The sequence below is a fragment of the Pararhizobium sp. genome (assembly GCF_965279435.1).
GTDB lineage: Bacteria > Pseudomonadota > Alphaproteobacteria > Rhizobiales > Rhizobiaceae > Pararhizobium.
Map to the genome: position 1 here is coordinate 904,658 of NZ_CBDIHY010000003.1, position 26,733 is coordinate 931,390.

Annotated in this window: 18 protein-coding genes; 12 read left to right on the forward strand and 6 right to left on the reverse strand. The window is 61.2% G+C overall.

The features are described 5' to 3' along the window. The first annotated feature begins 8 nt into the window (after nt 1-8). Nucleotides 9-1,475: an FAD/NAD(P)-binding protein gene (locus ACQY8Q_RS09970; protein ID WP_428426435.1), complete on the forward strand. Its 1,467-nt coding sequence runs from the start codon at nt 9-11 to the stop codon at nt 1,473-1,475. Nucleotides 1,476-1,574: 99 nt separating this feature from the next. Next, a complete protein-coding gene (locus ACQY8Q_RS09975) occupies nt 1,575-2,792 on the forward strand; it encodes an SfnB family sulfur acquisition oxidoreductase (RefSeq protein WP_428426436.1) in 1,218 nt (405 codons plus the stop codon). Between the two features lie 159 nt (nt 2,793-2,951). Here the strand turns inward: ACQY8Q_RS09975 and ACQY8Q_RS09980 are convergent, their stop codons facing one another. The 3 genes from ACQY8Q_RS09980 to ACQY8Q_RS09990 form a co-directional block, all read right to left on the reverse strand. Further along, on the reverse strand, nt 2,952-3,287 hold the full coding sequence (locus ACQY8Q_RS09980; RefSeq protein ID WP_428426437.1) for a hypothetical protein: 336 nt from the start codon (nt 3,285-3,287) through the stop codon (nt 2,952-2,954). A gap of 101 nt (nt 3,288-3,388) precedes the next feature. Next, nucleotides 3,389-4,600 carry an acyl-CoA dehydrogenase family protein gene (locus ACQY8Q_RS09985; protein ID WP_428426438.1) on the reverse strand — a complete coding sequence of 404 codons (1,212 nt, stop codon included), beginning with the start codon at nt 4,598-4,600 and terminating at the stop codon, nt 3,389-3,391. 72 nt (nt 4,601-4,672) lie between these two features. Beyond that, on the reverse strand, nt 4,673-5,719 hold the full coding sequence (locus ACQY8Q_RS09990; RefSeq protein WP_428426439.1) for a substrate-binding domain-containing protein: 1,047 nt from the start codon (nt 5,717-5,719) through the stop codon (nt 4,673-4,675). Between the two features lie 361 nt (nt 5,720-6,080). Here ACQY8Q_RS09990 and ACQY8Q_RS09995 point away from each other — a divergent pair, with 361 nt between their 5' ends. The 6 genes from ACQY8Q_RS09995 to ACQY8Q_RS10020 all read left to right on the forward strand — a co-directional run bounded on the left by ACQY8Q_RS09995 (nt 6,081) and on the right by ACQY8Q_RS10020 (nt 13,410). After that, nucleotides 6,081-7,562, forward strand: coding sequence for a sugar ABC transporter ATP-binding protein (locus tag ACQY8Q_RS09995; protein ID WP_428426440.1), 1,482 nt, complete (start codon nt 6,081-6,083; stop codon nt 7,560-7,562). Beyond that, complete coding sequence (locus ACQY8Q_RS10000) at nt 7,559-8,620, forward strand: ABC transporter permease (protein ID WP_428426441.1); 1,062 nt, start codon at nt 7,559-7,561, stop codon at nt 8,618-8,620. Before ACQY8Q_RS09995 ends, ACQY8Q_RS10000 begins: the two co-directional genes overlap by 4 nt. Nucleotides 8,621-8,766: 146 nt before the next feature. Further along, complete coding sequence (locus ACQY8Q_RS10005; RefSeq protein WP_428426442.1) at nt 8,767-9,777, forward strand: sugar ABC transporter substrate-binding protein; 1,011 nt, start codon at nt 8,767-8,769, stop codon at nt 9,775-9,777. Between the two features lie 78 nt (nt 9,778-9,855). After that, entirely contained in the window at nt 9,856-11,394 is a 1,539-nt protein-coding gene (locus tag ACQY8Q_RS10010; RefSeq protein ID WP_428426443.1) for a sugar ABC transporter ATP-binding protein, read from the forward strand. After that, complete coding sequence (locus tag ACQY8Q_RS10015) at nt 11,384-12,412, forward strand: ABC transporter permease (protein ID WP_428426444.1); 1,029 nt, start codon at nt 11,384-11,386, stop codon at nt 12,410-12,412. Before ACQY8Q_RS10010 ends, ACQY8Q_RS10015 begins: the two co-directional genes overlap by 11 nt. Before the next feature lie 2 nt (nt 12,413-12,414). Further along, a complete protein-coding gene (locus tag ACQY8Q_RS10020; protein WP_428426445.1) occupies nt 12,415-13,410 on the forward strand; it encodes an ABC transporter permease in 996 nt (331 codons plus the stop codon). A gap of 118 nt (nt 13,411-13,528) precedes the next feature. Here the strand turns inward: ACQY8Q_RS10020 and ACQY8Q_RS10025 are convergent, their stop codons facing one another. Then, complete coding sequence (locus ACQY8Q_RS10025) at nt 13,529-14,242, reverse strand: META domain-containing protein (protein WP_428426446.1); 714 nt, start codon at nt 14,240-14,242, stop codon at nt 13,529-13,531. Nucleotides 14,243-14,410: 168 nt separating this feature from the next. On the opposite strand from ACQY8Q_RS10025, the gene dxr reads away from it, so the two are divergent. Then, nucleotides 14,411-15,604 (forward strand): 1-deoxy-D-xylulose-5-phosphate reductoisomerase, encoded by a 1,194-nt coding sequence (dxr, locus tag ACQY8Q_RS10030; protein WP_428426447.1) that lies wholly within the window; start codon nt 14,411-14,413, stop codon nt 15,602-15,604. A gap of 7 nt (nt 15,605-15,611) precedes the next feature. On the opposite strand, the gene ACQY8Q_RS10035 is transcribed toward dxr, so the two are convergent. Together ACQY8Q_RS10035 and hemA are read right to left on the reverse strand one after the other, a co-directional pair. After that, nucleotides 15,612-16,730 carry a serine hydrolase domain-containing protein gene (locus ACQY8Q_RS10035; RefSeq protein ID WP_428426448.1) on the reverse strand — a complete coding sequence of 373 codons (1,119 nt, stop codon included), beginning with the start codon at nt 16,728-16,730 and terminating at the stop codon, nt 15,612-15,614. A 97-nt stretch (nt 16,731-16,827) separates the two neighbouring features. After that, on the reverse strand, nt 16,828-18,045 hold the full coding sequence (hemA, locus tag ACQY8Q_RS10040) for a 5-aminolevulinate synthase (RefSeq protein ID WP_426240651.1): 1,218 nt from the start codon (nt 18,043-18,045) through the stop codon (nt 16,828-16,830). 441 nt (nt 18,046-18,486) lie between these two features. On the opposite strand from hemA, the gene ACQY8Q_RS10045 reads away from it, so the two are divergent. The 3 genes from ACQY8Q_RS10045 to ACQY8Q_RS10055 all read left to right on the forward strand — a co-directional run bounded on the left by ACQY8Q_RS10045 (nt 18,487) and on the right by ACQY8Q_RS10055 (nt 26,717). After that, the gene (locus ACQY8Q_RS10045) at nt 18,487-18,744 is read left to right on the forward strand and encodes a YMGG-like glycine zipper-containing protein (protein ID WP_428426449.1); all 258 of its coding nucleotides are present in this window, start codon (nt 18,487-18,489) and stop codon (nt 18,742-18,744) included. 256 nt (nt 18,745-19,000) lie between these two features. Next, nucleotides 19,001-20,911 carry an autotransporter assembly complex protein TamA gene (locus tag ACQY8Q_RS10050; RefSeq protein ID WP_428426450.1) on the forward strand — a complete coding sequence of 637 codons (1,911 nt, stop codon included), beginning with the start codon at nt 19,001-19,003 and terminating at the stop codon, nt 20,909-20,911. Nucleotides 20,912-21,005: 94 nt separating this feature from the next. Then, complete coding sequence (locus ACQY8Q_RS10055; RefSeq protein WP_428426451.1) at nt 21,006-26,717, forward strand: translocation/assembly module TamB domain-containing protein; 5,712 nt, start codon at nt 21,006-21,008, stop codon at nt 26,715-26,717. Nucleotides 26,718-26,733 lie beyond the last annotated feature (16 nt).

Here is a 26,733-nt window from a genome sequence, read left to right on the forward strand (position 1 = left end):
GAGGTGTCATGAACCAGTTGATCGTCAACCCGATGACAGTATCCGGCGCCGTCTCAGGCGAAGTACCGGTGGTCGCCATTGTCGGTGGCGGTGTGTCGGGCGCGGCAACAGCCTTTCATCTTGCGCTGTCAAACCAGACCCCGGCTCCTGCAATCATCGTGTTCGAGCCACGCGCGTACCTTGGCAAGGGTCTCGCCTACGACACGACTGAGCCCGCTCACCGCATCAACGTGCCGGCCGCGCGCATGAGCCTTTTGACCGAAGAACCGGATCATTTCCTACGCTGGATCGCGACGCATTCGGCGACGGCCGGCGATGACGATGCCCTGCGGCCCGACGGCGCCCTGTTTCCCCGCCGCAGCGTGTTCGGCGACTATGTCAACGCCATGCTGCAGCCACTTGTTGCGACCGGCGCTGTCCAGCATCAGCGCAGGGCGGTCGCGCATGTGCTGCGTGATGGCCCGCGCTGGTCGATTATCAGTGACGATGGCACACTGACCAAGGCTGACGTCGTCGTCATCGCCACCAGTCACCCGCCGCCGGTAGCACCGGGCCAGCTTCAAGCCGTGCTGAAGGACCATCCCCGTTTCGTGCCCGACCCAACGAAAGCCGGAGCGCTTGCGGCCATCCGTCCATCGGACCGCGTGCTTGTCGTCGGCAACGGCCTGACCTCGGCCGATGTGATCGCTGCGCTCGCGCTGAAGGGCCACCAGGGTCCGATTACCGCGATTTCACGGCGTGGACTGCGCTCGCGCGGCCACGCACCGGTGGCGCAGGACCCGACCGGCGACTTCCTGAAAGAGCCAGCCTTCACCGCGCGGGCACTGCTGAAAAACATCCGCAATGCCATCCGGCACGCGGCTCTGGACGGCAGGACCTGGCACGGTGTCATCGATCAGGTACGGGCGCAGGGCCAGGCGCTGTGGCAGGTTCTGCCGCTGGTGGAACGGCAGCGCATCGTCCGGCATCTACGGCCGTTCTGGGATGTGCACCGGTTCCGCGTCGCGCCGCAGGTAGAAGCCGCACTCGATACGGCAATCGCCGAAGGACGCCTTGAAATCCTCGCCGGGTCGGTTGCGGCAAGCCGTATCGAGGCGGATGCGATCCACTGCACGCTGCGTCTGCGGCGGTGTCCCCTTACCGTCGAGAAAACCTACGACGCCGTGGTCGTGACCACCGGTCCCGGCCATGGCGGCATTCTCGCCAGCCAGCCCTTCCTCGCCGAACTCTCGCAAAACGGTTACCTCGAAATCGACCCGACCGGCCTTGGACTATCCTGCACCCGTAACTCGGAAGCCATCGGCCCAGTGGCGAGCGTAACGCCATCCCTGCTGATCGCCGGGCCGCTGGCGCGCGGTACGTTCGGCGAGTTGATGGGCCTACCGCAGGTAACCGACCATGCCGTGTTCGTTGCGGCAAGGATCGCCGAATGCTTGCAGGCGAAAACGCCAAAGACGGCGCAAAACCAGCTTTAAGGAAAGACTTTTCTTAGTCTAGGAGATCTATAGAAATTATAATCTTATCTTTCCGCCTGACTTCTTCCACCCATGATCCGTGCAAAAACGGAGCGTGCGATGGAAACCATCTTGCAGTATCAGCCAATCGTCAAACCAACGGCCGGTCGCCTCCGCAGCGATTTCGAAGCCATCGAGACCGCCCGGGCACTAGCCGCCGATTTCGCCACCCGCGCGTCCGATCGCGATGCCAATCGCACCCTGCCCTATGACGAACTCGACGAGATCGCCAGGTCCGGACTTCTGGCGATTACCGTTCCCGCCGAATATGGCGGGCTTGATGTCTCCAACGCGATTCTGGCGGAAGTGACCGCGATCCTGTCTGAGGCGGATGCGTCGATCGGCCAGATCCCGCAGAACCATTTCTACATTCTAGAAGCATTGCGGGTGGACGGCAGCGAAGAACAGAAGCGCTACTTCTTTGGCCGCGCATTGGCGGGCGACCGTTTCGGCAATGCGCTCTCCGAACGCGGCACCAAGACGGTGGCCGACTACAATACCCGCATCACACCGGAAGGACCCGGCTACCGCGTCAATGGCCAGAAATTCTATTCGACCGGCGTGCTCTTCGCCGACTGGATTACGGTGTTCGCCCTTGATCCCGAAGACCGGCTGACCATGTCCTTCGTCGCCAAGGGCACCGAAGGCATCGAAATCATCGACGACTGGGATGGTTTTGGCCAGCGCACTACCGGTAGCGGCACGACCATCCTCAACAATGTCTATGTCAATGCCGATGCCATCGTCTTCCATCACAAGGGTTTTGAGCGGCCAACCACCATCGGTTCGGTCGGCCAGATCATCCATGCCGGTGTCGATCTCGGCATCGCGCGCGCCGCCTTTGCCGAGACACTGGATTTCGTCCGCACCCAGAGCCGCCCCTGGAAAGATTCCGGCGTCGAACGCGCCGCAGACGATCCGCTGACCATTGCCAGGATCGGCGAGATCGCCATCAAGATAGAGGCGGCAACGGCCCTGATCGAAAGAGCAGGCCGCAAGGTCGACGTTGCCCAGATGGACGCGACCGAGGCCAATGTCATCGACGCCACACTCTCGGTCGCCGCCGCAAAGGTGCTGACGACGGAGGTAGCGCTCGCCGCGTCCACGACTTTGTTCGAACTCGCAGGCACCTCGGCCACCCGCATCGGCCTCAACCTCGACCGCCACTGGCGCAACGCCCGCACCCACACGCTGCACGATCCGGTGCGCTGGAAGGCCCATGTTGTCGGCAATTTTCACCTGAACGGCGTGGTGCCGCCGAAGAATGGGGCGTTGTGAGCGCTGAAGACGCTATCCGTTCAGCGCTCAACGACTGTACGGACAGAAGGAGATGGTAGCGCCTCCAGAGGAGCAATTTTCAGCCTCCCATCGCCTTCAGAAAACCCAGTATCGGTTAACGAGGAAGGTAAAAACCGGGCCTCATTACAAGGCGCCCGGTTATCGTCCTTGGAAAATCTTGATCAACTTGGGCGTAAGTCTACGGCGTTTAAAATCAACGGCATCCTGATATTCGAGTTTTCCGGATCGGACTGCTTCAACGAAGCGGGCACAAGCCAGCCGCGGCGCATCTTTCTCTGAAGAATCAATTATGATCGAAGCATCTTTGCGTTGCTGCGGGGTCCAGTTTGCCATGCATTCTTTCATGGCAAACTGTCTTGCCTTTGCGCTCCCCTGAACTGTCGTAACGATAGCGGCGTATTCTTGCTTCGAAGGTGCACAGCCAGCAAGGATTGCGACTGAGAATAGACATGAAGCGATATAGACGAGTTTCACTGCAACCTCCGATTGAATGCCACACCGGTATCCAAACGAAATCTGATTCGCAATCTGCCACCTCGTACATTTAACAAGGGTAGAAGCAACGCTCGCCCCACTCAGCTATACAAACTCACCACCGGGATCCTATCGTTCAGCACGAACTCGCCGACTTCCTTTGCCTTGTAAAACACCGGATCGTGCAGCGTGTGAGTGCGCACGTTGCGCCAGAAGCGGTCGAACCGGTATTTTTCCGCCGTCGAGCGGGCGCCGGTTATTTCGAAGACGCGGGCAGTGATGTCGAGGGAGGTATGGGTGGCATGAACCTTTGCCGCGTAGGCTTCAGCTGCTGCTTCGCCACGTTCACGAGCGGTCACGTCCGTTCCCTTGGAAAGGGCCGTCTGCACCGCCAATGCTGCGCTATCCGCAAGAGCCACAGAGGCCTTCAATGATGCGGTGAATTCGCCGACACGTTCGAGAACATACGGATCATCCGCCGCGCGCTCGACACCGGATGTCACCCAGGGACGGGTCGTGGTGCGGACATAATCGACGGCGGCGGCCAGTGCGCCCTCGGCAGCTCCGAGATAGAAATTCACAAAGACCAGCTGAATGAGCGGCGTATTGAAAGTTGCCAGAGCTGGTGGAGGTACATTTTCATCTGCCGGTGGCGCGATAAAATCCTCGTCGTAAACTGGAAAATCGTGGAACTCGACACTGCCCGAATCCGACAACCGCTGGCCGATATTGTCCCAGTCATCATTGGTGACATACCCCGGCCGATCGGTCGGCACGGCGAAATTGGCAATCTTGCCTTCCAGCGTCGCATTGGCATTGATGTAGTCGGACACCCGCGCGGCGGTGGAGAAGGATTTGCGGCCGTTGAGTACGTAACCGCTGCCACGCCGCGTCAATGTCAGTCCGGGGTCGCGCGGGTTGACCGCAGCCCCCCAGTAGAGGTTCTGCGCCACGGTCTCAGTACCCAGCGCCTGTGCGCGCGCCTGATCCGCGAAGGACCAGTAGATCGACTGGCTGTTGACATAGTGGTAGCCGAGCAGCTGGCCAATGGAGCTTTCGCCACGCGCCAGGATGCGGACGAGTTTCAGGCCATCGACCCAATTCAGTCCACCGCCGCCGATGTCGCGCGCATGCAGAGCATTGAGCAGGCCGGCCTTCTTCAACTTGACGATCTCGCCGATCGGCGGGCGCCCTTCCCTATCAAGATCAGCAGCGTGCAGCGACAGATCGCGGGAGATTTCGGCGGCGCTGGCAAACAGGCTGTCGCGCGTGACGCCGAGACCGGCTGCATAGACAACGTTGGATTGGCTCATGGGAAAAGCTCCAGTTTGAAAAGGAGGAGAGCAGCGGGGCCACAAGCGGCTCCGCCGTCGCTATGCAAAAGATCAGAACAGCTTGGCCGGGATCCAGCTCGCGGTGACGGCATCGCTGACGCTGAAGGCCGGGATCTTGGCGGCCAGTTCCTCGATGGTTTTGACACCGGCCTCTCTCAGGCTTTTCTGGGTCAGCAACGTCGGCTCGACGGTGATCTGGCGGGGAACCTCTTCTCCGGCAATTTCGAGGGCAGCTGCGCGGATCGAAACGGCACCCACCACGGCCGGGTTGGTCGCGACCGTTGCGACCCACGGGCTGCCTTCCTCGATGATCTCCTGGATATCGGCGGTCGAAACGTCGGCAGAGTAAATCTTCAGCTTGTCGGAAATGCCCAGATCGGCCGCCGCCAGCTTCACGCCGCGGGCAAACTCGTCATAGGGCGCAAAAACCACGGTAATATCGGGATTGGCCCGAAGCGCGGCTTTTGCCTGATCGGCCGTGCTGGTCGCCGTCGTATCGCTGACATTGCCGAAGCGTGCCTTCTCGACGACGCCCTTGTTCTCCGCCTTGAACGTGTCCCAGACCTCATTGCGGCGATCGAGCGGCGCAAAGCCGGCGACATAGACGTATCCGGCATTGAAGCTGGTGCCATTGTCCTTGACGGCCTGCTCAAGCGCTTGCTTTGCCAGCGCGTGATCACTCTGCTCGACCTGCGGCACCTTTGGATTGTTGAGATTGACGTCGAAGGCGACGACCTTGATGCCCTTGTCGAGCGCCTGCTGCACGACATCGGCAAGCGATTCGGGAACGCCGTGGTCTATAACGATGCCTTGGACGCCGAGGTTGATTGCCTGCAGAATCTGCTCGCGCTGTTCCGCCGCGTTCTGGCGGCCAGGGAAGACCCGCAGATCGATATCAAGCGCCTTCGCCTGTGCTTCAGCTCCAGCCTGATACGCCTGGAAGAAATCACCGGCAGAAATGTAGCTGATCAGCGCCAGCTTGACGCCGCCCTTGTCGAACGGGGCCGGTGCGCCGGCAACGCCATCGGCCTTGGCAGCCGAGACGAACAGAAAGGGAATGAGAGCGGCGGTTGCCGCCAGACGGAGAATGGTTTTCATGGAATGCGTTCCTTCTGAAGACAATCGAACACGTCACCGGCAAGCAGCCAGCCCTTCTGGGGACGCAGCACCTATTAGATAGTCAATCCATAAATTTAATAGACTAATTAGTGCCATTTTTCAGCCTTGGGGAGAAACCTGTTTCGCGGGAACTGGCCTGCGCGACAAAGTCTTACCGGCAAGGTACCGCATGATGACCAGTTTGCCTGTGCGGCGCGAACGTTCTGCCGGAACCCATCCCTCAGCAAAGAAATTACGGGCGCAGCCGGTACTTCGCAAAGCTGTTCCGCCCGCTCGGCTGTCTTCAACGGAAAATATATGACAAAATATATAGACTATTAAGACATCAGGATTTCCACCCATGCCGTTGCTTCACGTCGATGCGCTCAGCCGCAGTTTTCAGTCCACGCGCGCGCTGGTCAACACGACGCTGACGATCGATGCCGGCGAGATCGTCGCGCTGATGGGAGCAAACGGCGCCGGCAAATCGACACTGGTAAAAATCCTCTCCGGGGTCCTGCCCGCCGATAGCGGCGCGATCACGCTGAACGGGCAGGCTTACGCCCCGCGCAGTCCGGCAGAAGCCGCCGCTGCCGGGGTCGTCACCGTCCATCAATCGACCGATCTGGTCGGCGCTGCCGGGCTCACTGTTGCAGACACGCTGCTTTTGACGCGCTTCAGCCAGCGCGGCCAGCCCTTCTTCATCTCCCGCGCCAGCATCAGGCGGCAAGCGCAGGCGATCCTCGATACCGCCGGTTTCGATCTGCCGCTGGACCGCGACTTCGCCGAATTGACTGCTGCCGACCGGCAACTGGTGGCCATTGCCCGCGCACTCGCCAACCGGGCGGATCTGCTGATTCTTGACGAGCCGACCGCCAGTCTTTCCATTGCAGAAAGCCAGCGCCTGTTTAGCATTCTCAAACGCCTGCGCGATGGTGGACTTGCAATCCTCTATATCTCCCACAGGACCGCCGATCTGGAAGCAATTGCCAGCCGGGTGCTCGTCATGCGCGGTGGCGCAGTCCCCGGTGCCTTCGAGCGCCCCATCGATTTTGCAGCGGCGATCGAGACGATGATCGGCCGCAAACTGCAATCGGCGCGGCCCGGCATTCGCCTTGCTGAGGGATCGCCGGTCTTCGAACTGCGCGACGCGCGGCTGTTGCCCGGCTCCACACCGTTCGATCTCACGGTCCACACAGGCGAGGTGGTGGCGATCACCGGTGTGCTGGGTGCCGGCAAAAGCCGCCTGCTCTCGGCGATCTTCGGCGCCGGGCGCCTTGCCGCAGGAGAGATGTATCTGGGCGGCCGCCGGCACCGGCCGCAAACGCCGGCGGAGGCGATTGCCGCCGGCGTCGCCATGGCAGCGGAGGACCGGCATCGGTCTTCGCTGATGCCGGCCGATTGGCCGGGAAGCTCGCTGGCGGCGACCATCAGCCTGCCGCATCTTGCCAAATGGTATCCGCACGGCCTGCTGTTCGGCGGCCGCGAACGGCGCGAGGCCGTAAAGGCCATCGACCGCCTGCGCATCAAGGCATCCGGACCGCTGGCGCCGATAACCTCGCTTTCCGGCGGGAATCAACAGAAGGTGGTTCTCGCCCGCTGGGAAGCCGAACCGAGCCGGCTTCTGCTGCTCGACGAACCCTTCCAGGGCGTCGACGTCGGCGCCCGCCACGATATCATCCAGGCGATCCGCAGCCGCAGCGACCGTGCCACCCTGATCGCCACTTCCGATCCGGAGGAGGCCCACGAGGTTGCCGACCGCATTCTCATCATCGACCACCACAGCCTTGTCGCGGCGCCCGAAGGCGCGCCATCCGACCTCCTGCAGGAAATCCACGCATGACATCGATCATTGACGAAACCGCTCCGCCGGTGCCACGCAGCGCAAATACAAGCGCCGGGACATCGACCTGGCTTGCAGATCTTGGCACAACGTTGAGATCCGGCGCCGTGTTCATTTTGCTTGCTGCTCTGCTCGTCGGCTTCTCCACGGCCGAGCCCGCCTTTGCCAATCTCGGTAACCTGATGAGCATCCTGCAGGCCGTTGCCGTCGTCGCCATTCTGGGCGCCGGCGTCACCGTCACGCTTGCCGTCGGCGGGTTCGATCTGTCGATCGGCGCGATTGCCGCCTCCAGCGTCATGGCCGCCAGCTATGCGATGATTGTCTGGGGGCTCGATGCCATCGCCACCGTACCGCTAGTCCTCGCCTTCGGAGCGCTGATCGGCCTCGTCAACGCGTTTCTTATCGTCCGGCTGAAGGTTCCAGATCTGCTGGCAACGCTGTCGATGATGTTCCTGCTCTCCGGCCTGCAACTGATCCCGACCGCCGGCCGTTCGATTTCCGCCGGACTGATCCTGCCGAACGGGACAACCGCCACCGGCGCCTATGACCCCACGTTCCTTTTGATCGGCCGCGCCAGCCTGTTCGGCGTCGTCCCGGTCTCTGTCGTGCTCATGGTCTTCGTCGCCATTACCCTGTTCGTTCTGACGGAACGGACCCGCATCGGCCGCCTGCTGTTTGCCACCGGCGGCAACGAGGTGGCCACACGGCTGGCGGGTGCATCGACGGCGCGGCTGAAGACGCTCGCCTATGTGATCTCCGGCACGCTTGCCTCCCTTGGCGGCATCGTCATTGCCGCCCGCGTCGGGCGTGGCGATGTCTCCTCCGGCGGCTCGCTGCTGATGGACGCGGTGGCCGCCGCGCTGATCGGCTTTGCGGTGCTTGGAAAACGACGGCCGAATGTTCTCGGCACCATCGTTGGCGCGGTCTTCGTCGGCGTCCTGCTCAACGGCCTTACCATGCTCAACGCCCCCTATTACACGCAGGATTTCGTCAAGGGTGCCGTTCTTGTCGGTGCCCTTGCGCTCACCTATGGCACAGGCCGCAGCAACTCCTCCTGACAGGGTCCGGAGCACCGGGATTTCTCCTGCCCGGGTCGCTTTCATGCCCCAAGTTTTCCGGCCACCGCCCCATCTTTGGAAATTTCTTTCTCGGCAGATATCATAATACACTTATTCTATAGATATTATTTAATCGGGGATTGACCATGACACAGGAAAAACCGGCACAGGGCGTCGGCCGCCGCGATCTTTTGAAACTTTCGGCAGTCGCAGGTGCGGCAATTGCAGGCGCAAGCCTGATCGGCAACCGGACGGCCGCAGCCGCAGAGGAGCTCTCGCTGAAGGGCAAGCGTATCGCCATCAGCGCCACCGGCACGGATCATTTCTTCGACCTTCAGGCCTACAATGCCCAGATTGAAGAGGTGAATCGTCTCGGCGGCGAACCGATCGCAGTCGATGCCGGCCGCAACGATGGCAAGTTGGTATCACAGCTGCAGACGCTGATTGCCCAGAAGCCCGACGCTATCGTCCAAATCCTCGGCACGCTGAGCGTCATCGATCCCTGGCTGAAGAAGGCGCGCGATGCGGGCATTCCGGTTCTGACCGTCGATGTCGGCTCGACCCATTCGATCAACAACACCACCTCCGACAATTGGGGCATCGGCAAGGACCTGGCGCTGCAGCTCGTTTCCGACATCGGCGGTGAAGGCAATATCGTCGTCTTCAACGGCTTTTACGGCGTCACCCCTTGCGCCATCCGCTACGACCAGCTCGTCAATGTCGTCAAATACTTCCCCAAGGTGAAAATCCTTGAGCCGGAATTGCGCGACGTCATCCCGAACACGGTTCAGGACGCCTTCACGCAGATCACGGCACTTCTCAACAAATATCCGGAGAAGGGCTCGATCAAGGCGATCTGGTCCGCCTGGGACATTCCGCAGCTCGGCGCCACCCAGGCGGTCGCCGCCGCCGGCCGCAATGAAATCCGCACCTATGGTGTCGATGGCAGCCCTGAAGTGCTGCAACTCGTTGCCGATCCAAATTCTCCGGCCGGCGCCGACGTGGCGCAGCAACCCGCTGAAATCGGCCGCACGGCAATCCAGAATGTTGCCAAGCTTCTCGCCGGCCAGACACTGCCGCGCGAAACCTACGTGCATGCGCTGATCGCCAACAAGGCGAACGTCAACGAAGTCACCAAGAAACTCGGTATCGGCTAACGCCATCATGCCTTGAGGCGATCCGGTGCATATCCGGGTCGCCATTCCACACGGGTCGATTAGCAGGACGGACAAGCCATGAGCGCAGCTTCACCAGACGAAACCGGCGATGCCATTCATCTCGACCGGATCGTCAAGCGCTTTGATGGCGCGCCGGCGCTCAGCCATGCCTCGTTGCGCGTCCGGCGCGGCACGGTGCATGGCCTCGTCGGCCAGAATGGTGCCGGCAAATCGACGCTGATCAAACTGCTTGCCGGCCTGCATCAGCCTGACGAAGGCCGCATCGAAATTGACGGCCAGGCCTATGACAGGCTCACCCCACACCGCGTCGAAGAACTCGGCATCCATTTCATCCACCAGGATCGCCTGCTGGTTCCGACCTTCACAGTCGGCGAAGCCCTGTTCCTTGGGCGGGAACCGCGCATCGCCGGAACGCCCTTTCTCGACCGGCGGCTTATGCAGCGCCGGGCCAGCGAAATCCTCGACGATTATTTCGGCGTCAAGCTGCCCAACAGTGCGCTGATCAGCGAGCTTTCCACTGCCGAAAAACAGATCGTCCAGATCACCCGCGCGCTGCTCGACCAGCCGAAAGTGCTCGTTTTCGACGAGCCGACGGCAGCCCTTGTGCGCCGCGAGGCGGATATTCTCTTCCGGCTGATCCGCCGCCTGCGCGACGAGGGCGTGACGATCATCTACATCTCACATTATCTCAACGAGATCGAAGAACTCTGCGACACCGTCACGGTGCTGCGCAATGGCGAAGACGTCGCCACTTTGCCGCTTGGCGAAACGTCGGCTGCGGCCATCGCCAGGCTGATGGTGGCGCGCGACATTGCCGATATGTTCCCGAAACGCAGCGTCACACTCGGCAAGGACATCCTGAGCCTCGACGACCTGTCGTCACATGGAAAATATCAGGATATTTCCCTGACGCTGCGGCGTGGCGAAGTGCTCGGCCTGACCGGCCTTTTGGGCTCCGGCGCCAAGGACCTGATCCGCACGCTGTTCGGCCTGGAAACAGCAACCTCCGGGCAGATCGAGATCGACGACAAACCGGCACGGTCCGCCAATCCCGCACAGGCCGTCGACCAGCACCTTGCGCTCGTGCCGGAAGACCGGCGCGGCAACGGTGTGGCGCTTGATCTCAGCGTCACGGAAAACATCACGCTGTCGTCGCTGAAACGCTTCACCCGCCTCGGCTTTCTTGATTTCAAAAGCGAACGGCGCGAAGCGGATGATCTCATCCGCCGCCTTGAGGTCAAGACATCGGGACGCAACGCCCTTGTGCGCACGCTCTCCGGCGGCAACCAGCAGAAGGTGGCGATCGCCAAATGGCTGAGCCGCCATTCCGAAATCTATCTGCTGGACGAGCCGACGGTCGGCGTCGATATCGGCTCGAAGGTCGAGATTTATAACTTGATCGGCGACCTCGCCGCCCGCGGCGCCGGCATTATCGTGCTGTCATCCGACCTGCCGGAACTGATCGGCATCACCGATCGTATCCTCGTCCTCTTCCGCGGCAGCATCATCAGCGAATTCATCTCGTCTCAGACATCACCAGACGACGTGCTTGCCGCATCCACCGGCTCCTCAGAGGTTCTCCGCCATGTCGGTTGATATCCAGCTTGCCCCCGTCATCCATTTTGAACCAAGTGTTTCACCATTGAAGCCGAGCCGGGGTGGCAGTCTCGCCGCCAGTGCGCTGCGCGCCGGATCGCTGGTCGCTTTCGTTGCCATCCTGCTCGTCTTTTCACTGACCGCGCCTTACTTTCTCAGCGTCGGCAATATCGGCAACGTGCTGGGCCCGTCGGCGATCTCCGGCGTGCTGGCCATCGGCCTGACCGTCGTGCTGATCGCCGGCGGCTCCAACGTCGTTACCGGCGGCATCGACCTGTCGCTCGCCGCCAATATGGGCCTGAGCGCCGCCGTCTACGCGACGGCTGCTCAACTCGGCTATGGAGATGCGACGGCGGTTGCAGCCGCCCTCCTCACCGGCGTTCTGATCGGTATGGTCAACGCCATCGCCGTCGTCGGCGCCGGTATCGTGCCGCTCTTGGCAACGCTTGCCGTGATGAACATAGTCGCCGGCCTCGAACTGGTGCTGACGCAGAATACCGTCATTCCCGCCTCGACGCCGCTGCTTACGGCGCTGTCGTCATCCGGTCCTCTGGGCATTCCGGCGCTCGCCTACGTGCTGCTCGTCTTCACGCTGATCGCTGCGGCCATCGTGCAATACACCCCGACCGGGCTCCGTCTCTACGCCGTCGGCGAATTTCCTGACGCGGCCCGCGCCGCCGGCCTGCCGGTTCGCCGGTTGGTCGCAGGCGCCTTCATCGCCAGCGGCCTGTGCGGCGGGTTTGCCGGGGTCCTGTCGGTCTCCAATCTCAGCGGCAGCACCACAGGCTCAGGCGAGATGCTATTGCCGGTGGTGGTTACCGCCCTGCTCGGCTCCGTCTTCTCACGGCGGCTGGTACCGACGGTAATCGGCACCCTGCTGTCCACCCTGTTCGTCGGTTTCCTCGTCAACGGTTTCCAGCTTCTCAACATTTCGAGCGTGCTGGTCAGCGGCATCCAGGGTCTGTTGATCCTGCTCGTGGTTTCGGCAACGACATTGCTGCGCAGGCAGGAGGCCTGATCATGACCCTGCAGACCTCCGCAATCGAACCGTCCGTCCCTCGCGCCATCATCGGCGTGATCGTCAACAACGCCCTCGTTCTGGCACTCATCACCGTATTTGCCATCTTCTCCTTCGCCAGCCCGACATTTCTCACAATCGCCAACCTGCAGAGCATTCTCGTCAACAATTTTACGCTGCTCGCCATCGTCGCCATCGCCATGACCTTTGCCGTCTCGGTTGGCGGCATCGATCTGTCGGTCGGCACAGCCGTCGATTTCGCCAGCTTCGCCTTTGTCTCCCTGGTGCTTGCCGGCCAGCCGATCGCGGTCGCAGCCTTGGCGGGTCTTGGCGCAGGCGCGGCGGTCGGGGCTTTTAATGCGGTACTGATTTCAGGCATCGGCATTTCACCGTTTCTCGCCACGCTCGGCACGCTGTTCATCGGCCGCAGCATTCAGCAGCTTCTGACCAACGGCGGCAACCCGGTCTATCTGCCTCCATCAGGCGTTCCCGAAGCCTTCCGCTTTCTCGGGCGCGGCGCCGTCGCCGGCATTCCGGTTCCGCTCATCATCGCCGCCGCCATCATCGTTGGAGCGACCATCATCTTGACCCGCGCCCGCTTCGGCCGCGTCGCTCTTGCAATCGGCATCCAGCCGAGCGTCGTACGCTACTCCGGCATTACGGCGCGTGCGCATGTGGCCGTGGCCTTCATTCTTGCCGGTCTGATTGCAGCGGTCGCCGGACTGATCCTGTCGGCGACGGTCACCGTCTATATCCCCTCCTCCGGCAGCGCCTTCCTGCTCAACGCCATCGGCGCCACCTTCATCGGCACGACGCTCTCGCGCCTTGGCCGCCCCAACGTCTCCGGTACCGTGCTCGGCGTACTGCTGCTCGGCATCGTCGCCAACGGCCTGCTGCTCACCGGGCTGAATTTCTACTGGCAACAGGTCGGCACCGGCCTGCTGATCTTCGCTGTGCTGGCGCTCAGCTTCATCACCCGGCGCAAGACCTCGGCCTGACATCAAGAGAAGCGGCGGCTATCGTCAGCGGGGTATAGGGATGGGCAAAATTGGCGGCGCTCGGTCAACGGATCAGAGCGACAGGAAACCACCAGTACTTACCACCGGCGAGCCGGGTTCACTCTACTTTCGAGCAGGTGACGCCCGGGTCGTTGTCACCCTTCATAGTGTCGATCAGCGTTGCCGCGTCACCCTTCGTCCACCAGACATATTGCCCGCCCGCATATTTGGCGCCCGATCCTGAAAGTACGTTTGAGGCGACCACGAACTCGCTGCCAATGGCAAGCGTGACCAGCGAGACCGGACCGGCATTGATATATTCGGCAGCAACGGATTTGCCGGCGCAATCGTAACGCACAGCTTGCCGGTCAACTGTCCGGGCACCGGGAATGTTGATGAGAACGTCTGACGACACCGTATGCGGAGCAAGCCGCAGAGCTGTCTTCGAATCGGCTTTCGCCAGCACCAGCTTGGTTTCTTCGATCCTCCAGGACAGCCCGGTCTTCAGGGCCGCGAAAAACTTCGTCTCCTGATCCATCACCGCCGGCACGCACATCTTGCGCGTCGAACCTGCCGGGCCAAAGACAATCTCCCCGTCCTTCAGGTCAAAGGTGCCTGTGTAATTGTTGCAGCCGGCAAAGCCGGAATAGGTGCCGTCATCGTTGATTTCCAGGGTCGTCTGCAGAAAGTCGATGACGCCGCCGCCGCCGATATCCTCCGCCAGCCACGTCCCCACCAGCGCGTTCGGCACCGATTCGGCCGCGACGGTGGAGACCGACGTGGCGTCGATCAGCACACAGGAGCAGGAAAGAAACAGCGCAAGTTTCAACATCAGGAACATCCTTTCCGGCAAACGGCAGGTTTCGCCCCGCCCGCTGCGGCCATTGATTCGCAGCACCTGCGACCCTATCGCCACCACCCGGAGCGAGGCTACCCTTGTTGGCATCGGCTTTCACCTGTAGAGCCTACCGGGAAACAATAAAAACAACGGGACTTGGCCATGACCTCCGGCGCGCAAGGCAAACGCCGCTTGACTATTCTGGGCTCGACGGGCTCGATCGGCACCAATACGCTCGACGTCATCCGCCAACTCGGCGGACGTGATGCGTTCGACATTGCCGCATTGACCGGCAACGGCAATGTCGCGCTACTTGCCGAACAGGCAAAGGCAGCGGGCGCCGAACTCGCCGTGACGGCCGATGAGGGCCAATATGAAAATCTCAAGGCAGCGCTGGCAGGCACCAGCATCGAAGTCGCGGCTGGCCGCAACGGCCTGATCGAGGCGGCGCAGCGCGACGCCGGCTGGGTGATGGCCGCCATCGTCGGCACGGCCGGTCTTGCCCCGACACTGGCCGCAGCCCGGCGCGGCGCCGACATCGCGCTTGCCAACAAGGAATGCCTGGTTTCTGCCGGTGATCTCTTCGTAGCCGCCGTCCATGCCGGCGGTGGCAAGCTGCTGCCGGTCGATAGCGAGCACAATGCCATCTATCAGGTGCTGGAAGAGCACCAGCGTCACGCTGTAGAGCGTATCATTCTCACCGCATCCGGCGGCCCGTTCCGTCAATCGACGCTGACCGAGATGCGCGATGTGACCGCCGCAACGGCGCGCGCCCATCCCAACTGGTCGATGGGCCTGAAGATTTCGATCGACAGTGCCTCGATGTTCAACAAGGCGCTCGAGATGATCGAGGCCAAGCATCTTTTCGGCATGCGGCCGGACCAGATCGAAGTGATCGTCCATCCGCAATCGGTCATCCATTCGATGGTCGGCTATAGCGACGGCTCGGTGCTGGCGCAGCTCGGCTGCCCCGATATGCGCACCGCCATTGGCTATGCGCTGTCGCATCCGGCACGGCCGGCGCTCGATGTCGAACGACTGGATTTTGCAAAACTGTCACGGCTCGATTTCGAGGCACCGGATGAAGAACGCTTCCCGGCGCTGCGCCTTGCACGATTGTCGATGGAACGCGGCGGCATGCAGAGCGCGGTACTGAATGCCGCCAAGGAAGTCGCGCTGGAGGCCTTTATCGACGGACGAGTAGGCTTCCTGCAGATGGCCGAGATCACCGAGACCGTCATGGAGGCGATGACTGCGATACCGGCAGCATCCAGCATGGACGATGTCTTTGCCGTCGATGGCGAAGCCCGGCGTATCGCAAAGATGATCGTCGAGCGTGAGGCCGCTGCAGCCTGAAATCAGGCTAAGCCGCGTATACCGCCTCGACGATCTTGCCGGGGAATTCGCCCATGCAGCCTTCAAGCGCATTGTTGCTCATGCTGAGCACCGTCAGCCCGTTGGCCTGATCGATGAACCAGCTGTGACCGTAGACACCGCCCCAGCGAACTGTTCCGGCCGGCTGCGGCGTCAGTGCCTCTGCCTGATCCTCGACCACCGCACCGAAATAGCCGAAGGAGCAGCCCGGGTCCGAGACCAGCGTACCGATGCGATTGGAAAGACCAAAACCCACCGTTTCCGGCTTGAGAACGGCACCGCCACCTGTGCGCAACGTCTCCAGGAAGCCAAGAAAATCACCAGCCGTTCCCACCATGCCGGCGCCGCCGGATTGAAACGCCTTGGGATTGAAAATCCGTGATGGCGAAAACCCCAGCGTCCAGCCTGCATCTCCCGGCGCAAAATAAGGATCAGTCATCCGCACAGCTGATGGGTCCGAATCGGCATAAGGCACGGCAAGCCGCGCGGGATCAGTGACGTGAAATCGGCTGTCAGCCATCCCGAGAGGACCGGCGATATATGTCACGACCGCATCTTCCAACGACCCGCCATGAACCTTGGCGAGGATTGCGCCCAGAATGTCGGTTGCGAACGAATAGGCCCATTGCGTACCCGGGGCGAAAGCCAGCGGCACCGCGTTGTGACGGCTGAAATTGGCCTCGTAATCGAGATCGGTATTGAGCAGACCGCAGGTCATCGCCTGCGCCGCCGGCAGATGTTCGAGCGTTACATCATAGACCAGACCCGAGGTATGGGTGAGTAGCTGATGGATGGAGATATCCGCTGCCCTACCATCTGGCGCCTTCGGCTGAAACCACGGCAGGTGTTCGGCAACCCGATTGGACAGAGAGATCAGGCGGCGATCAACCATTGCCAGGGCCGTTGCCGCAACGATTGGCTTGGTCAGCGAGGCCATGCGGAAAATCGTATCGAACCCAACCGGCTTGCCCGCTTCCCGGTCAGCAAACCCGGCGGCGCGGCGGAAAAGCGGTTGGCCATGCTCGTAGGCAAGCACGACGGTTCCGGTAATCTTTCCGGTTTCGAGAAACCGGTCGATCACCTGATTGAGCCTGTGCTCGATGCCCATGCGGAGAACTCCTGAAAGACTGTCCAGAATCAAAAATGCGGATCATCTTTCGACAATCCGCATTGTAAATTCAAGCCTTTGCCAAGGAACCTTTGGCTTAGGCGACGGCCCTTGCCAGCGCGCAACGCGACCAGAGCTGATGCAGCGCGCCGACCAGATGATCGATATCGGCATCCGAATGAAGCGGCGTCGGGGTAATGCGCAGACGCTCGGTTTTTTTCGGCACCGTCGGATAGTTGATGGGCTGAACGTAGACGCCGCAATTGTCGAGAAGCAGATCGGAGATCCACTTGCACTTGGAGGCATCGCCGACGATCACCGGCACGATATGGCTCGGATTGTCGAGGTGCGGAATGCCGTTCTTGTCGAGCAGATTGCGCAGCCGGCGGACGCGTTCCTGGTGGGCGAAGCGTTCGACCTGGCTTTCCTTCAAGTGACGGATCGAGGCGACCGCACCGGCAGCAAGTGCTGGCGGCAGAGCCGTCGTGAAGATGAAGCCGGAGGCGAATGAACGGATGAAATCGCACAACGCCGTGGATGCAGCGATGTAACCGCCCATCACGCCAAAAGCCTTGCCGAGCGTGCCTTCGATGACCGTCAGGCGGTGCATCAGGCCTTCGCGTTCGGCTATGCCGCCACCACGCGCGCCGTACATGCCGACAGCGTGCACTTCATCGAGATAGGTCATCGCGCCATACTTGTCGGCGAGGTCGCAGATTTCCTTGATCGGTGAAATATCGCCGTCCATCGAATACACGGATTCGAACGCGATGATTTTTGGCGCACGCGGATCGGCAGCCTTAAGCTTGGCTTCGAGATCGGTAAGCGAATTGTGCTTGAAGATGACCCGCTCGCACTTGGAGTAGCGGATGCCTTCGATCATCGATGCGTGATTCCCGGCGTCCGAAAAGACGATCACACCGGGAATCTTCGAACAGAGCGTTCCGAGCGCTGCCCAATTGGACACGTAGCCGGAGGTAAACAACAGCGCCGATTCCTTGCCGTGCAAGTCGGCAAGTTCGCGCTCCAGAAGAACGTGATAATGGTTGGTGCCCGAAATATTCCGGGTGCCTCCCGCACCCGCGCCACACTGGTCGATGGCGAGCTTCATCGCCTCGGTGACCTTGGGGTGCTGGCCCATGCCGAGGTAGTCGTTGGAACACCAGACGGTGACGTCCTGCTTCTCGCCGGCCGAATTGTAACGGGTCGCCTTGGGGAATTGCCCGCTCTGGCGCTCCAGATCGGCAAAAACGCGGTAGCGGCCTTCCTGATGCAGGCCGTCCAACTCACCTTTAAAGAAACTCTCGAAATCCATCATTGTCTCCAGAACCTTGCCGTCTTTTTGATCCAAAGCGCGGCGGCGTCAACCTCTGCGAGGGTTGTCGCGGCCAAGTGCGGCAAAAGGCCCCTAATTTTGAACAGTTCCAAACTACCTGTCATGGATTTCATTCCACTTAACCTTGATCTGAGTCAAGACCATGCCAAAAGGACGGAGCATCCGCTGCTTATATTCTGTTTCAATGGGATCAGCGGTAATCCCTGTCCCACAGGGAACAGCCTTCAGCTTCCGTTCAGGTTGAATAGCATTACTTGCGCCAAGGGGATTTTGCAGGATATCTGTAGACTTTCACAGACAGGCATTTATCTTTTGAAGGTGCAAGTTAGACCGGAGGGGGACCTTACCGTCCATCTTCTATCCCTGGGGAGAAACGGACGGCCGGGAACTCGGGTCCCGCGTCCAGATTTGGAGAAACAAATGAAGAAGGCCATCGTGCTTGTCCTGCTCGCTCTATCCGTGGTGAGCTGCACGCAGACTGAAAAGGGTGCCGGTATCGGGGCGGTTTCCGGCGCTATCATCGGCGGAGCAATCACTGGCAACGTTCGCGGCGCTGCCGTTGGCGCAGCAATCGGTGGCGTTTCGGGTGCTGTCATTGGCAACGTGTCCGAACAGCCCGGCCAGTGCTACTACCGCGACCGCTACGGCCGCCGCTACATCGACAGCTGCCCGCGTTAATTGCAGGCCACACCGCGAAAAGTGGCGCATTACACCGCTTTTCCACTCTCAGCCCCGGAGAAATCCGGGGTTTTTTGTTTCCCTCATGCCACACCAGCAGGGCTTTTCTGCAAAAAGACGGCCGAAAGTCTTCATCCCCCGGCCAATGCTGTGTAGGGTCATCATTAACAAACGGCAAACCTTGTCATGCGATTGTACCCCTGCCGTGATGGCAGGCAGGTGTTCGAAGTGGCCTGAACAGCGGAATGCGGAAATTATGCGTTTGCCGACTATGAGTGTTGCGTATCGGAAGATTGGTGCTGCTTTTGCGGTCGCGGCTTTGGCTGCGTGCGGGCCTCTGTCGGTCACCGACGCCTATGCTTTCAAGATCTTCGGTATGCGGTTCTTCGAAAAAGAAGAAGAACCCAACGACATCGTCGATCCCGTCAATTTCAGCCTGACGCTGAATGAATCTACCGGAGACGCCGATCTGAAGTCGGCGCTGGAAAACAGCTCCCGGCTATATCAGGACAAGGACAAGCCGGTTTCCGGCGATCTTGGCCTCGCCATCAAGGCCCGCGACGACCGTGACCGTCTGCTGGCAGCCCTTTATGAACAGGCACGCTACGGCGGCACCGTCGCCGTCAAGGTAAACGGTCAGGATATCGATACGCTACCGCCCGATCCCGTCTTTCCAGATGGCGCTCCGGTGCCCGTTGAAATCACGGTGACCCCCGGCCCCGTCTTTACATTGGGTAATGTCGTTCTGAAGGGTGATGCTGTTGGGCGCCGGCCGGACGAATATCTGAAGCCCGGTGCACGCGCTGATTCGACCTTGATCATCAAGGCCGGTGAAAAGATCGTCGACGATCTCAAGGAAGAAGGCCGCCCACTGGCCAAATTGACTGATCGCAGCGTCGTTGCCGACCATGCGACGAACACCGTCGATGTCACGATTGCCGCCGAAGGTGGCCCCGTTGCACCGGTGGGTACCGTCACCGTCACCGGGACAAAGACCGTCGATCCAACCTTCGTTGCCGATTATTCCCGGCTGAACGGCGGCAAGCCCTATTCTCCGGAAGCGTTGCGCAAGGCGTCCGACCGGCTCCGGCAGCTGGGCGTGTTTTCCAGCGTCACCATCAAGCAGGCGAATGCGCTGGCGCCGGATGGCACTATTCCGATGAGCATCGAAGTCTCCGAAGGCAAGCAACGCTATTTCGGTGCAGGCGCGCAATATTCCACCACCGACGGCTTCGGTCTCCAGGGCTACTGGGGCCATCGCAACTTGTTCGGGCGGGCCGAATCCCTGCGTCTGGAAGGCTCGGTCAGCCGGATCGGCGAAACCACCGATATCGGCAACCTCGACTATTCGGCCGGCCTGCTGTTTGCCAAGCCCGGGGCTTTCGGCCCTGCCTCCACCTTCAATGCCAGCCTGAAGGCGCAGCTGCTCGATCCCGATGCCTACAAGGCGACAATCTTCACAGCAGCAGCGGGTGCCACGTTCGAGCTGTCCGACACCGACACGGTATCGGCCGGTGGTGAACTGGCCTGGGCCGATGTCGAGGATGCGTTTGGAAAAAACAAATATCTGACGGCATCGATCCCGATCGAGTATGTCCGCGACACCCGCTACAACAAGCTCAATCCCGCTTCAGGCTATCGCGCCTCGATCAACGCCAAGCCGAGTTACGAGATCAAAGGCCAGAGCTTCTTCAGCTCGTTTGAGGGATCGGCAGCAGCCTATGTCGGGTTCGGTGAGGAGAACCGTTTCGTTCTGGCCGGAAGGCTCGGCGCCGGCGTGATTGCCGGTGGCGACGGCCTCGCCTCGATTCCCGCAAACCGGCGCTTCTATCTCGGCGGCGGCGGCACGGTGCGTGGCTATTCCTACCAGGAGATCAGCCCGCGCAACGGCGACAACGAAATCCTCGGCGGACGCTCCTATGTCAACGCCACGGTGGAAGCGCGCATCGGCATCACCGATACGATCGGCATCGTTCCCTTCATCGACGCGGGAACGGTATCGGCCAAGACCGCGCCGAACTTTTCCGATATCCGCGCCGGTGCAGGCATCGGCCTGCGCTACAATACGCCGTTCGGGCCGATCCGGCTGGATGTCGCCGTGCCGCTGAATCCCTATCCGGGCGGTACCAAATACGGAATCTATGCCGGTATCGGCCAATCCTTCTGATTGCCAAGGGCAGTCACCACGGCCTGAACCCGGACGCAAGGAGCCGGTTTCAGAAGCAATTTCACCGCAACGCAACTTGCGCTATGGATGAACTATGAATCGTTTGCTCCGTTTTTTGAAAATCGCGTCACGCTGGCTGGCTTATGGTGCAGGCTTTGCCCTTGTCGCGCTCGTGCTTCTGGTGCTTTTCGCAGGCTTTACCGCGCCAGGTGCGCGCTTTGTTGCCGCGATGATCGAGAAATATGCCTCGACGCCGGATCAGATCGTTCGCATCAACGATCCGAGCGCACTGCTGACCGGCGATTTCACGGCGTCCAGCGTAACGCTATTCGACAGTAGGGGCATCTATGCGGAAATCCGCGAAGTGGCGATCGACTGGTCGCCAACAGCGCTGTTTTCAAAACGCTTCGATGCGGCAAAACTGTCGGCCGGATCCGTGCGCCTCGAACGGCTGCCGATCCCCTCGCAGGAAACCAAGGAAGTCCGACAGACCTTCGCGTTGCCGCTTGAAGTCAAGATCGATACATTCGATCTGAAGGAAATCATCATCGGCAAGGATATCGCCGGTATCGATCAGTTCCTCAATGCGCAGGGTAAGCTCTCTGCCACCAATGCCAGCATTGCCGCTGCGCTCACCGTTGCGCAGCGCGACCGGCCGGATGCCAAGGCCATCGCCGACATCGTCTTCAATCCGGCCGGCAACGAGCTTCGCCTGGAAACCACCATCAACGAACCGAAAGGCGGATTGCTCGCCAAGGCGATGCGACTGCCGGGCGAACCGGCGATCAGCGTCAACGTCACCGGACAGGGGCCACTTTCCAACTGGAGCGGTACGGCGACAGCTGCACTCGACGGTCAGCAGGTCCTGAACCTTGGCGGCCAGCATACGCTTGCGGCCGACGGCTTCCGTACCGTCTCGCTGAAGGGTGGCGGCACGTTCAGCGATCTGCTTCCAGCAGCCTTCCGCCCGTTGTTCGAAGGCACCACCGACATCGATCTGTCTGCAGCGGTCGACGGTAAGACCATCCGCATCCAGACCGGCAACTTTTCGACCGGCGCACTGACGCTGACCGCCTCCGGCACCTATAGCACGGCTGGCGAAAACGACCTTCAGGCAAGCCTGACCGGAAAGAGCGGCCCGATCGACTTCCGCCTGCCTTTGGCAAAAGGCGAGGCGCAGCTTTCGATCAACAATGCCAACGTCTCGCTGATCGGCGATGCCCAGACGGCCGTCCTCGACATCGGCGCCGATATCGGCAAGGCAACACTGCCGCAGGGCGAGATCGAGGCGATCAAGCTGCATGCCTACAGCGACAGCTTTAATCTCTCGACCAAGACCGGTCCTTTGAAGACAACGATCGAGACCGGTGCGACCCGCTTTATCAGCACCGATATCGACCGCCTGATCAAAGGCCCGCTCAAGATCGACGGCACGCTGTCAGCGACGCCTGAAACGATCTCCTTCGATCCATTGACGCTGGAAAGCGCCAGCGTCGGCGGAACGCTGACCGGCTCCTACACGATTGCCGAAAACACGCTGGCAACCGGTTTCAAAATCTTCGCCCTGCCTGCCGTCCTGCCTCCGGCACTGGCGGAGAAATTCGACACGACCATCGCCATTACCGGCAATCTCGGCACCGGCGCAAACGGCAGCGTCACCGTCAGCGATCTGGCGCTGAAATCCGGCACCATCGAGGCAGGCGGATCGGCAGCACTTGAAACCGGAAACCTGACCGCAGCAATCAGCGGTATCGTTCCGGAAATCGGCAGGTTCCTGGCAAACGCCAAGGGTGCCGCCAACTTCAAGGCCGATGTCAACGGACCGCTCGACGCGCTGGCCATCAAGGCCGAAGTGACAGCGAACGGCGCAACCCTTGCCGGCCGCACCCTCAACGATCTCGCCGTCAACGCCGATGCGACCGTCGGCCAGAACGGGCCCAATGCGACGGTGACCGCCACGGGCTCGCTGGACGGGCAGGCGATCAACGCCAAGGCCGAAATCGCCTCCGCCAAGGGCGCCACCAGCCTTCCTTCGATCGAGGCGACGATTGGGCAGAACACGCTAACCGGCGCACTCGACCTGACGCCGGAGTTCCAGCCGAATGGCGCACTGACTTTCAATTTTCCCGATCTCGGATTGCTGGCGGCCATGGCCGGCCAAACCGCGTCTGGTGATCTCGCCGGTACGGCCAGCATCAAGTCTGAAAACGGCGTGACCTCGGTTGCCGTCAAGGCCAACGGTTCGGGCATTACGCGCGGCGATCTGGTGATCAGCAAACCCGCTGCCGACATCACCATTGCCGATCTGAAAGCTTTGGCGATCAAGGGTGCGATCACGGTCGAAGAAGTCCGACAAGGTGACACGCGCCTTGCCGGTCTCAAGCTCGGCTTCGAACAACAGGGTCCCAAAACCAACTTCGCCCTCGATGGCACCTATGACGCAGCCCCTCTGACGGCGCGCGGTGATTTGCAGAGTGCCGACGGCAAGACGACAATCAATCTCCAGTCGTTTGCAGCCACGCCGAAGAAAATCCCGCTGCAACTGGCGGCCCCGACAACGATCACCATCGAAAACGGTGCGGTCAATCTGCAGGAATTGGCGATCGCCGCATCCGGCGGCACGGTAACGCTGAACGGCAGTGCCGGCGAAAAGCTCGATGTCACCGCGACACTCGCGGGGATCGACGCGCGTCTGCCGCTTGAGAACGGCGAGGCGCATGTCGTGCTCGATGCGGGCACAGCGTCGATCACCGGCAGCATGCAAGCGGCGGTCCTCGACGTCCAGGCTGTCGGTGGTCAACTTGCCTTGCCGCAAGGCCGCCTTGAAGCCATCAGACTGACGGCTCGAAGCGATGCGTTCAACCTGTCCACGCAGACCGGCCTGATCAAGACCCGCATCGAGACCGGCAATACGCAACTGACGAGCGCCGACCTCGACAGGCTGGTCAAGGGGCCACTGAAGATCGAGACCATTCTGGACGTGTCGCCGGACCGGATCGGCTTCGACCCCGTCACCATCGACAGCAGCAACCTCGGCGGTACCGTCGATGGCGCGTTCGAGATTGCCGCAAAGACCCTGAATGCCGGTTTCAACCTGTCGGTGCTTCCGGCCGGGCTGCCGACGTCCCTTTCCGCCAAATTCGACACGCCGGTCACATTGTCCGGAATGGTGACCACCGGCGCCGATGGTGCGGTTGATATCAGCAGGCTCGCCGTCGGTTCCGGAGCAATCCAGGCCGCAGGATCCCTCGGTCTCAAGGACGGAGCGCTGACGGCTGCTCTCACCGGTACGCTGCCCGATCTCGGCAAGGTCCTGGCCGATGCCAGCGGCATCGCCGACTTCAAGGTCGATGCCACCGGCCCGCTCGACAATCTCGGTATCAAGGCTGAAGTCACCTCCAGCGGCGCCACTCTGGCCGGCCGGACCTTGAGCGACCTTCAGCTCACCGCCGATGCAACCGTCAATCCGAAAAACCCGCAGGCGAAGATCAAGGCCACCGGTGCGCTTGGCGGTCAGGCGATCAATGTCAACGCGGACCTCGTCTCGCAGGAAGGCCGTACCAGTCTTCCGGTCCTTCAGGTGCAGATCGGCGACAACAGGCTGAACGGCAAGATCCAGTTCACCACCGATTTCCTGCCGCAGGGCAATATCGACTTCACCTTCCCCGATGTCGGCCTGCTCGCCGCCATGGCCGGTGAAAAGGCATCCGGCGACATCGCCGGATCAGCATCGATCAACAGCGACGGTGGCAAGACTTCGATCGCACTGAAAGCCAGTGGTTCCGGCATCAAGCGCGGCGATCTCGTCATCACCAAGCCGGTTGCCGATATCACCATCGCCGACCTCAAGGCCCTTGCCATCAAGGGCAATCTCTCCGTCGAAACATTCGCGCAAGGCCAAAACCGCGTTGGCGGACTGAAGCTCGATTTCACCCAGCAGGCCGGCAAAACGGACGTCACACTGGATGGCCAGTATGACGGCGCGCCGCTCAATCTCCGCGCCGATATCGAAACGGCGAACGGCAAGACCATCGTCAATCTCGCCTCTTTCGCCGCAACACCACGAAGGATCCCGGTAAAACTCGCGGCGCCAACGACGATCACCATCGAAAACGGCAAGGTCAGCCTGCAGAAGCTGACGATCGGCGCTTCGGGCGGAACAATCGCGGTCACCGGCTCGGCCGGCGAAAAGCTGAATCTCGATGTCGATCTCAACGCACTGCCCGCAAGCCTTGCCAACACGTTCGTGCCGTCGCTGGGTGCCGACGGTGCCATCAGCGGCAAGGTCGATGTCACTGGAACCGCAGCGGCACCTGTCGTGGCCTACGATCTGCGCTGGGCAAACGCAGCGCTCGCGCAGGCGAAATCCGCAGGTGTCGGCGCGCTCGATATCGCCGCCAAAGGCCAGTTTGCCAACAACGTCGTGACACTCGACACCACCCTCAACGGTGCGGACGGCCTTGCCTTCAAGGCCGGTGGCAAAATCGGCATCACCGGCAACAAGCCGATCGACGTCAAAGCGTCGGGCAACCTGCCGTTCGGTCTCGCCGCCAACCTTCTGGCCGACCAGGGTTTCACGTTGACCGGCGCCGCCAATGTCGATCTTTCCATCACCGGTGCCGCAACGGCACCCCAGGTGACCGGTACGATCTCGACCTCTGGTGCACGCTTCGTCGATGTGCGGCGCAATCTGGCGATCACCGATCTCACTGCCAATATTTCACTCGACGGCAAGCAGGCGAACATCCAGAAACTCTCCGGCAAGCTTGCCAGCGGCGGTACGCTGGATGTCACCGGCACGGTCGGCATCGCCCCCGGTTCCGGCTTCCCGGCCGACCTTGCCATCCGCCTTGCCGATGCGACCTATGTCGATGGCAGCCTGTTCACCGCCAGTGTCGATGGCGCGCTGACGCTCAAGGGCTCGTTGACCGCAACGCCGGTACTGGGCGGCAAGGTTACGATCCACAAAGCCTCGATCACCATTCCGGAAAAGCTGCCGGCGTCCCTGTCCGAGATCAACATCAAGCACAAGAACGCCCCGGCCAATGTGCGCAAAATGCAGGCCGACGTCCGCAGCGACACGGCCAGCAGCGGCGGCACCAAGAGCGGCGGCGTTGCCTTCGACCTGGCCGTCAGCGCTCCGGGAAAACTATTCGTCCGCGGACGTGGCATCGATGCCGAACTCGGTGGCGACCTGACCATCCGCGGCACGGCCTCGGAACCGGCCGTGTCCGGCGGTTTCGAGATGCGGCGTGGCCGGTTGGAAATCCTTGGCAAGCGCCTCAACTTCGCCGATGGCACGATCAGCTTCGGGGGCAACCTGATCCCGACGCTGGATCTGGATGCAACCTCCACCGCCGGATCAACAACGGTTACCGTCAATGTCGCCGGCCCTGCCAACAACCCGGCGATCACGTTCTCGTCGTCACCCGCTTTGCCTCAGGATGAAATCCTGGCGCAGTTGATCTTCAACCGGTCGCTGTCCAATCTTTCGGCCCTGCAGATCGCCCAGCTGGCTGCTGCTGTCAGTGAACTGGCCGGCGGCGGCTCCAATTCGCTTTTAAGCGGTCTGCGCAACAAGCTGGGTGTCGACGACCTCGACGTTTCGACCGATGCGACCGGCGGCGCCACGGTAACGGCCGGCAAATATCTCAACGACCGGACCTATCTCGAGCTTCAATCTGGGGCTGAGGCCGGCGGCGGCAAGGCGATCATCAATCTCGACGTCGGCCGTGGCGTCAAGCTGCGCGGCGAAGCCGGAGCCAGCGGCGCAGGCGGCGGAATTTTTTATGAGAAGGAATATTGAGCGACGCCTGTCGGCG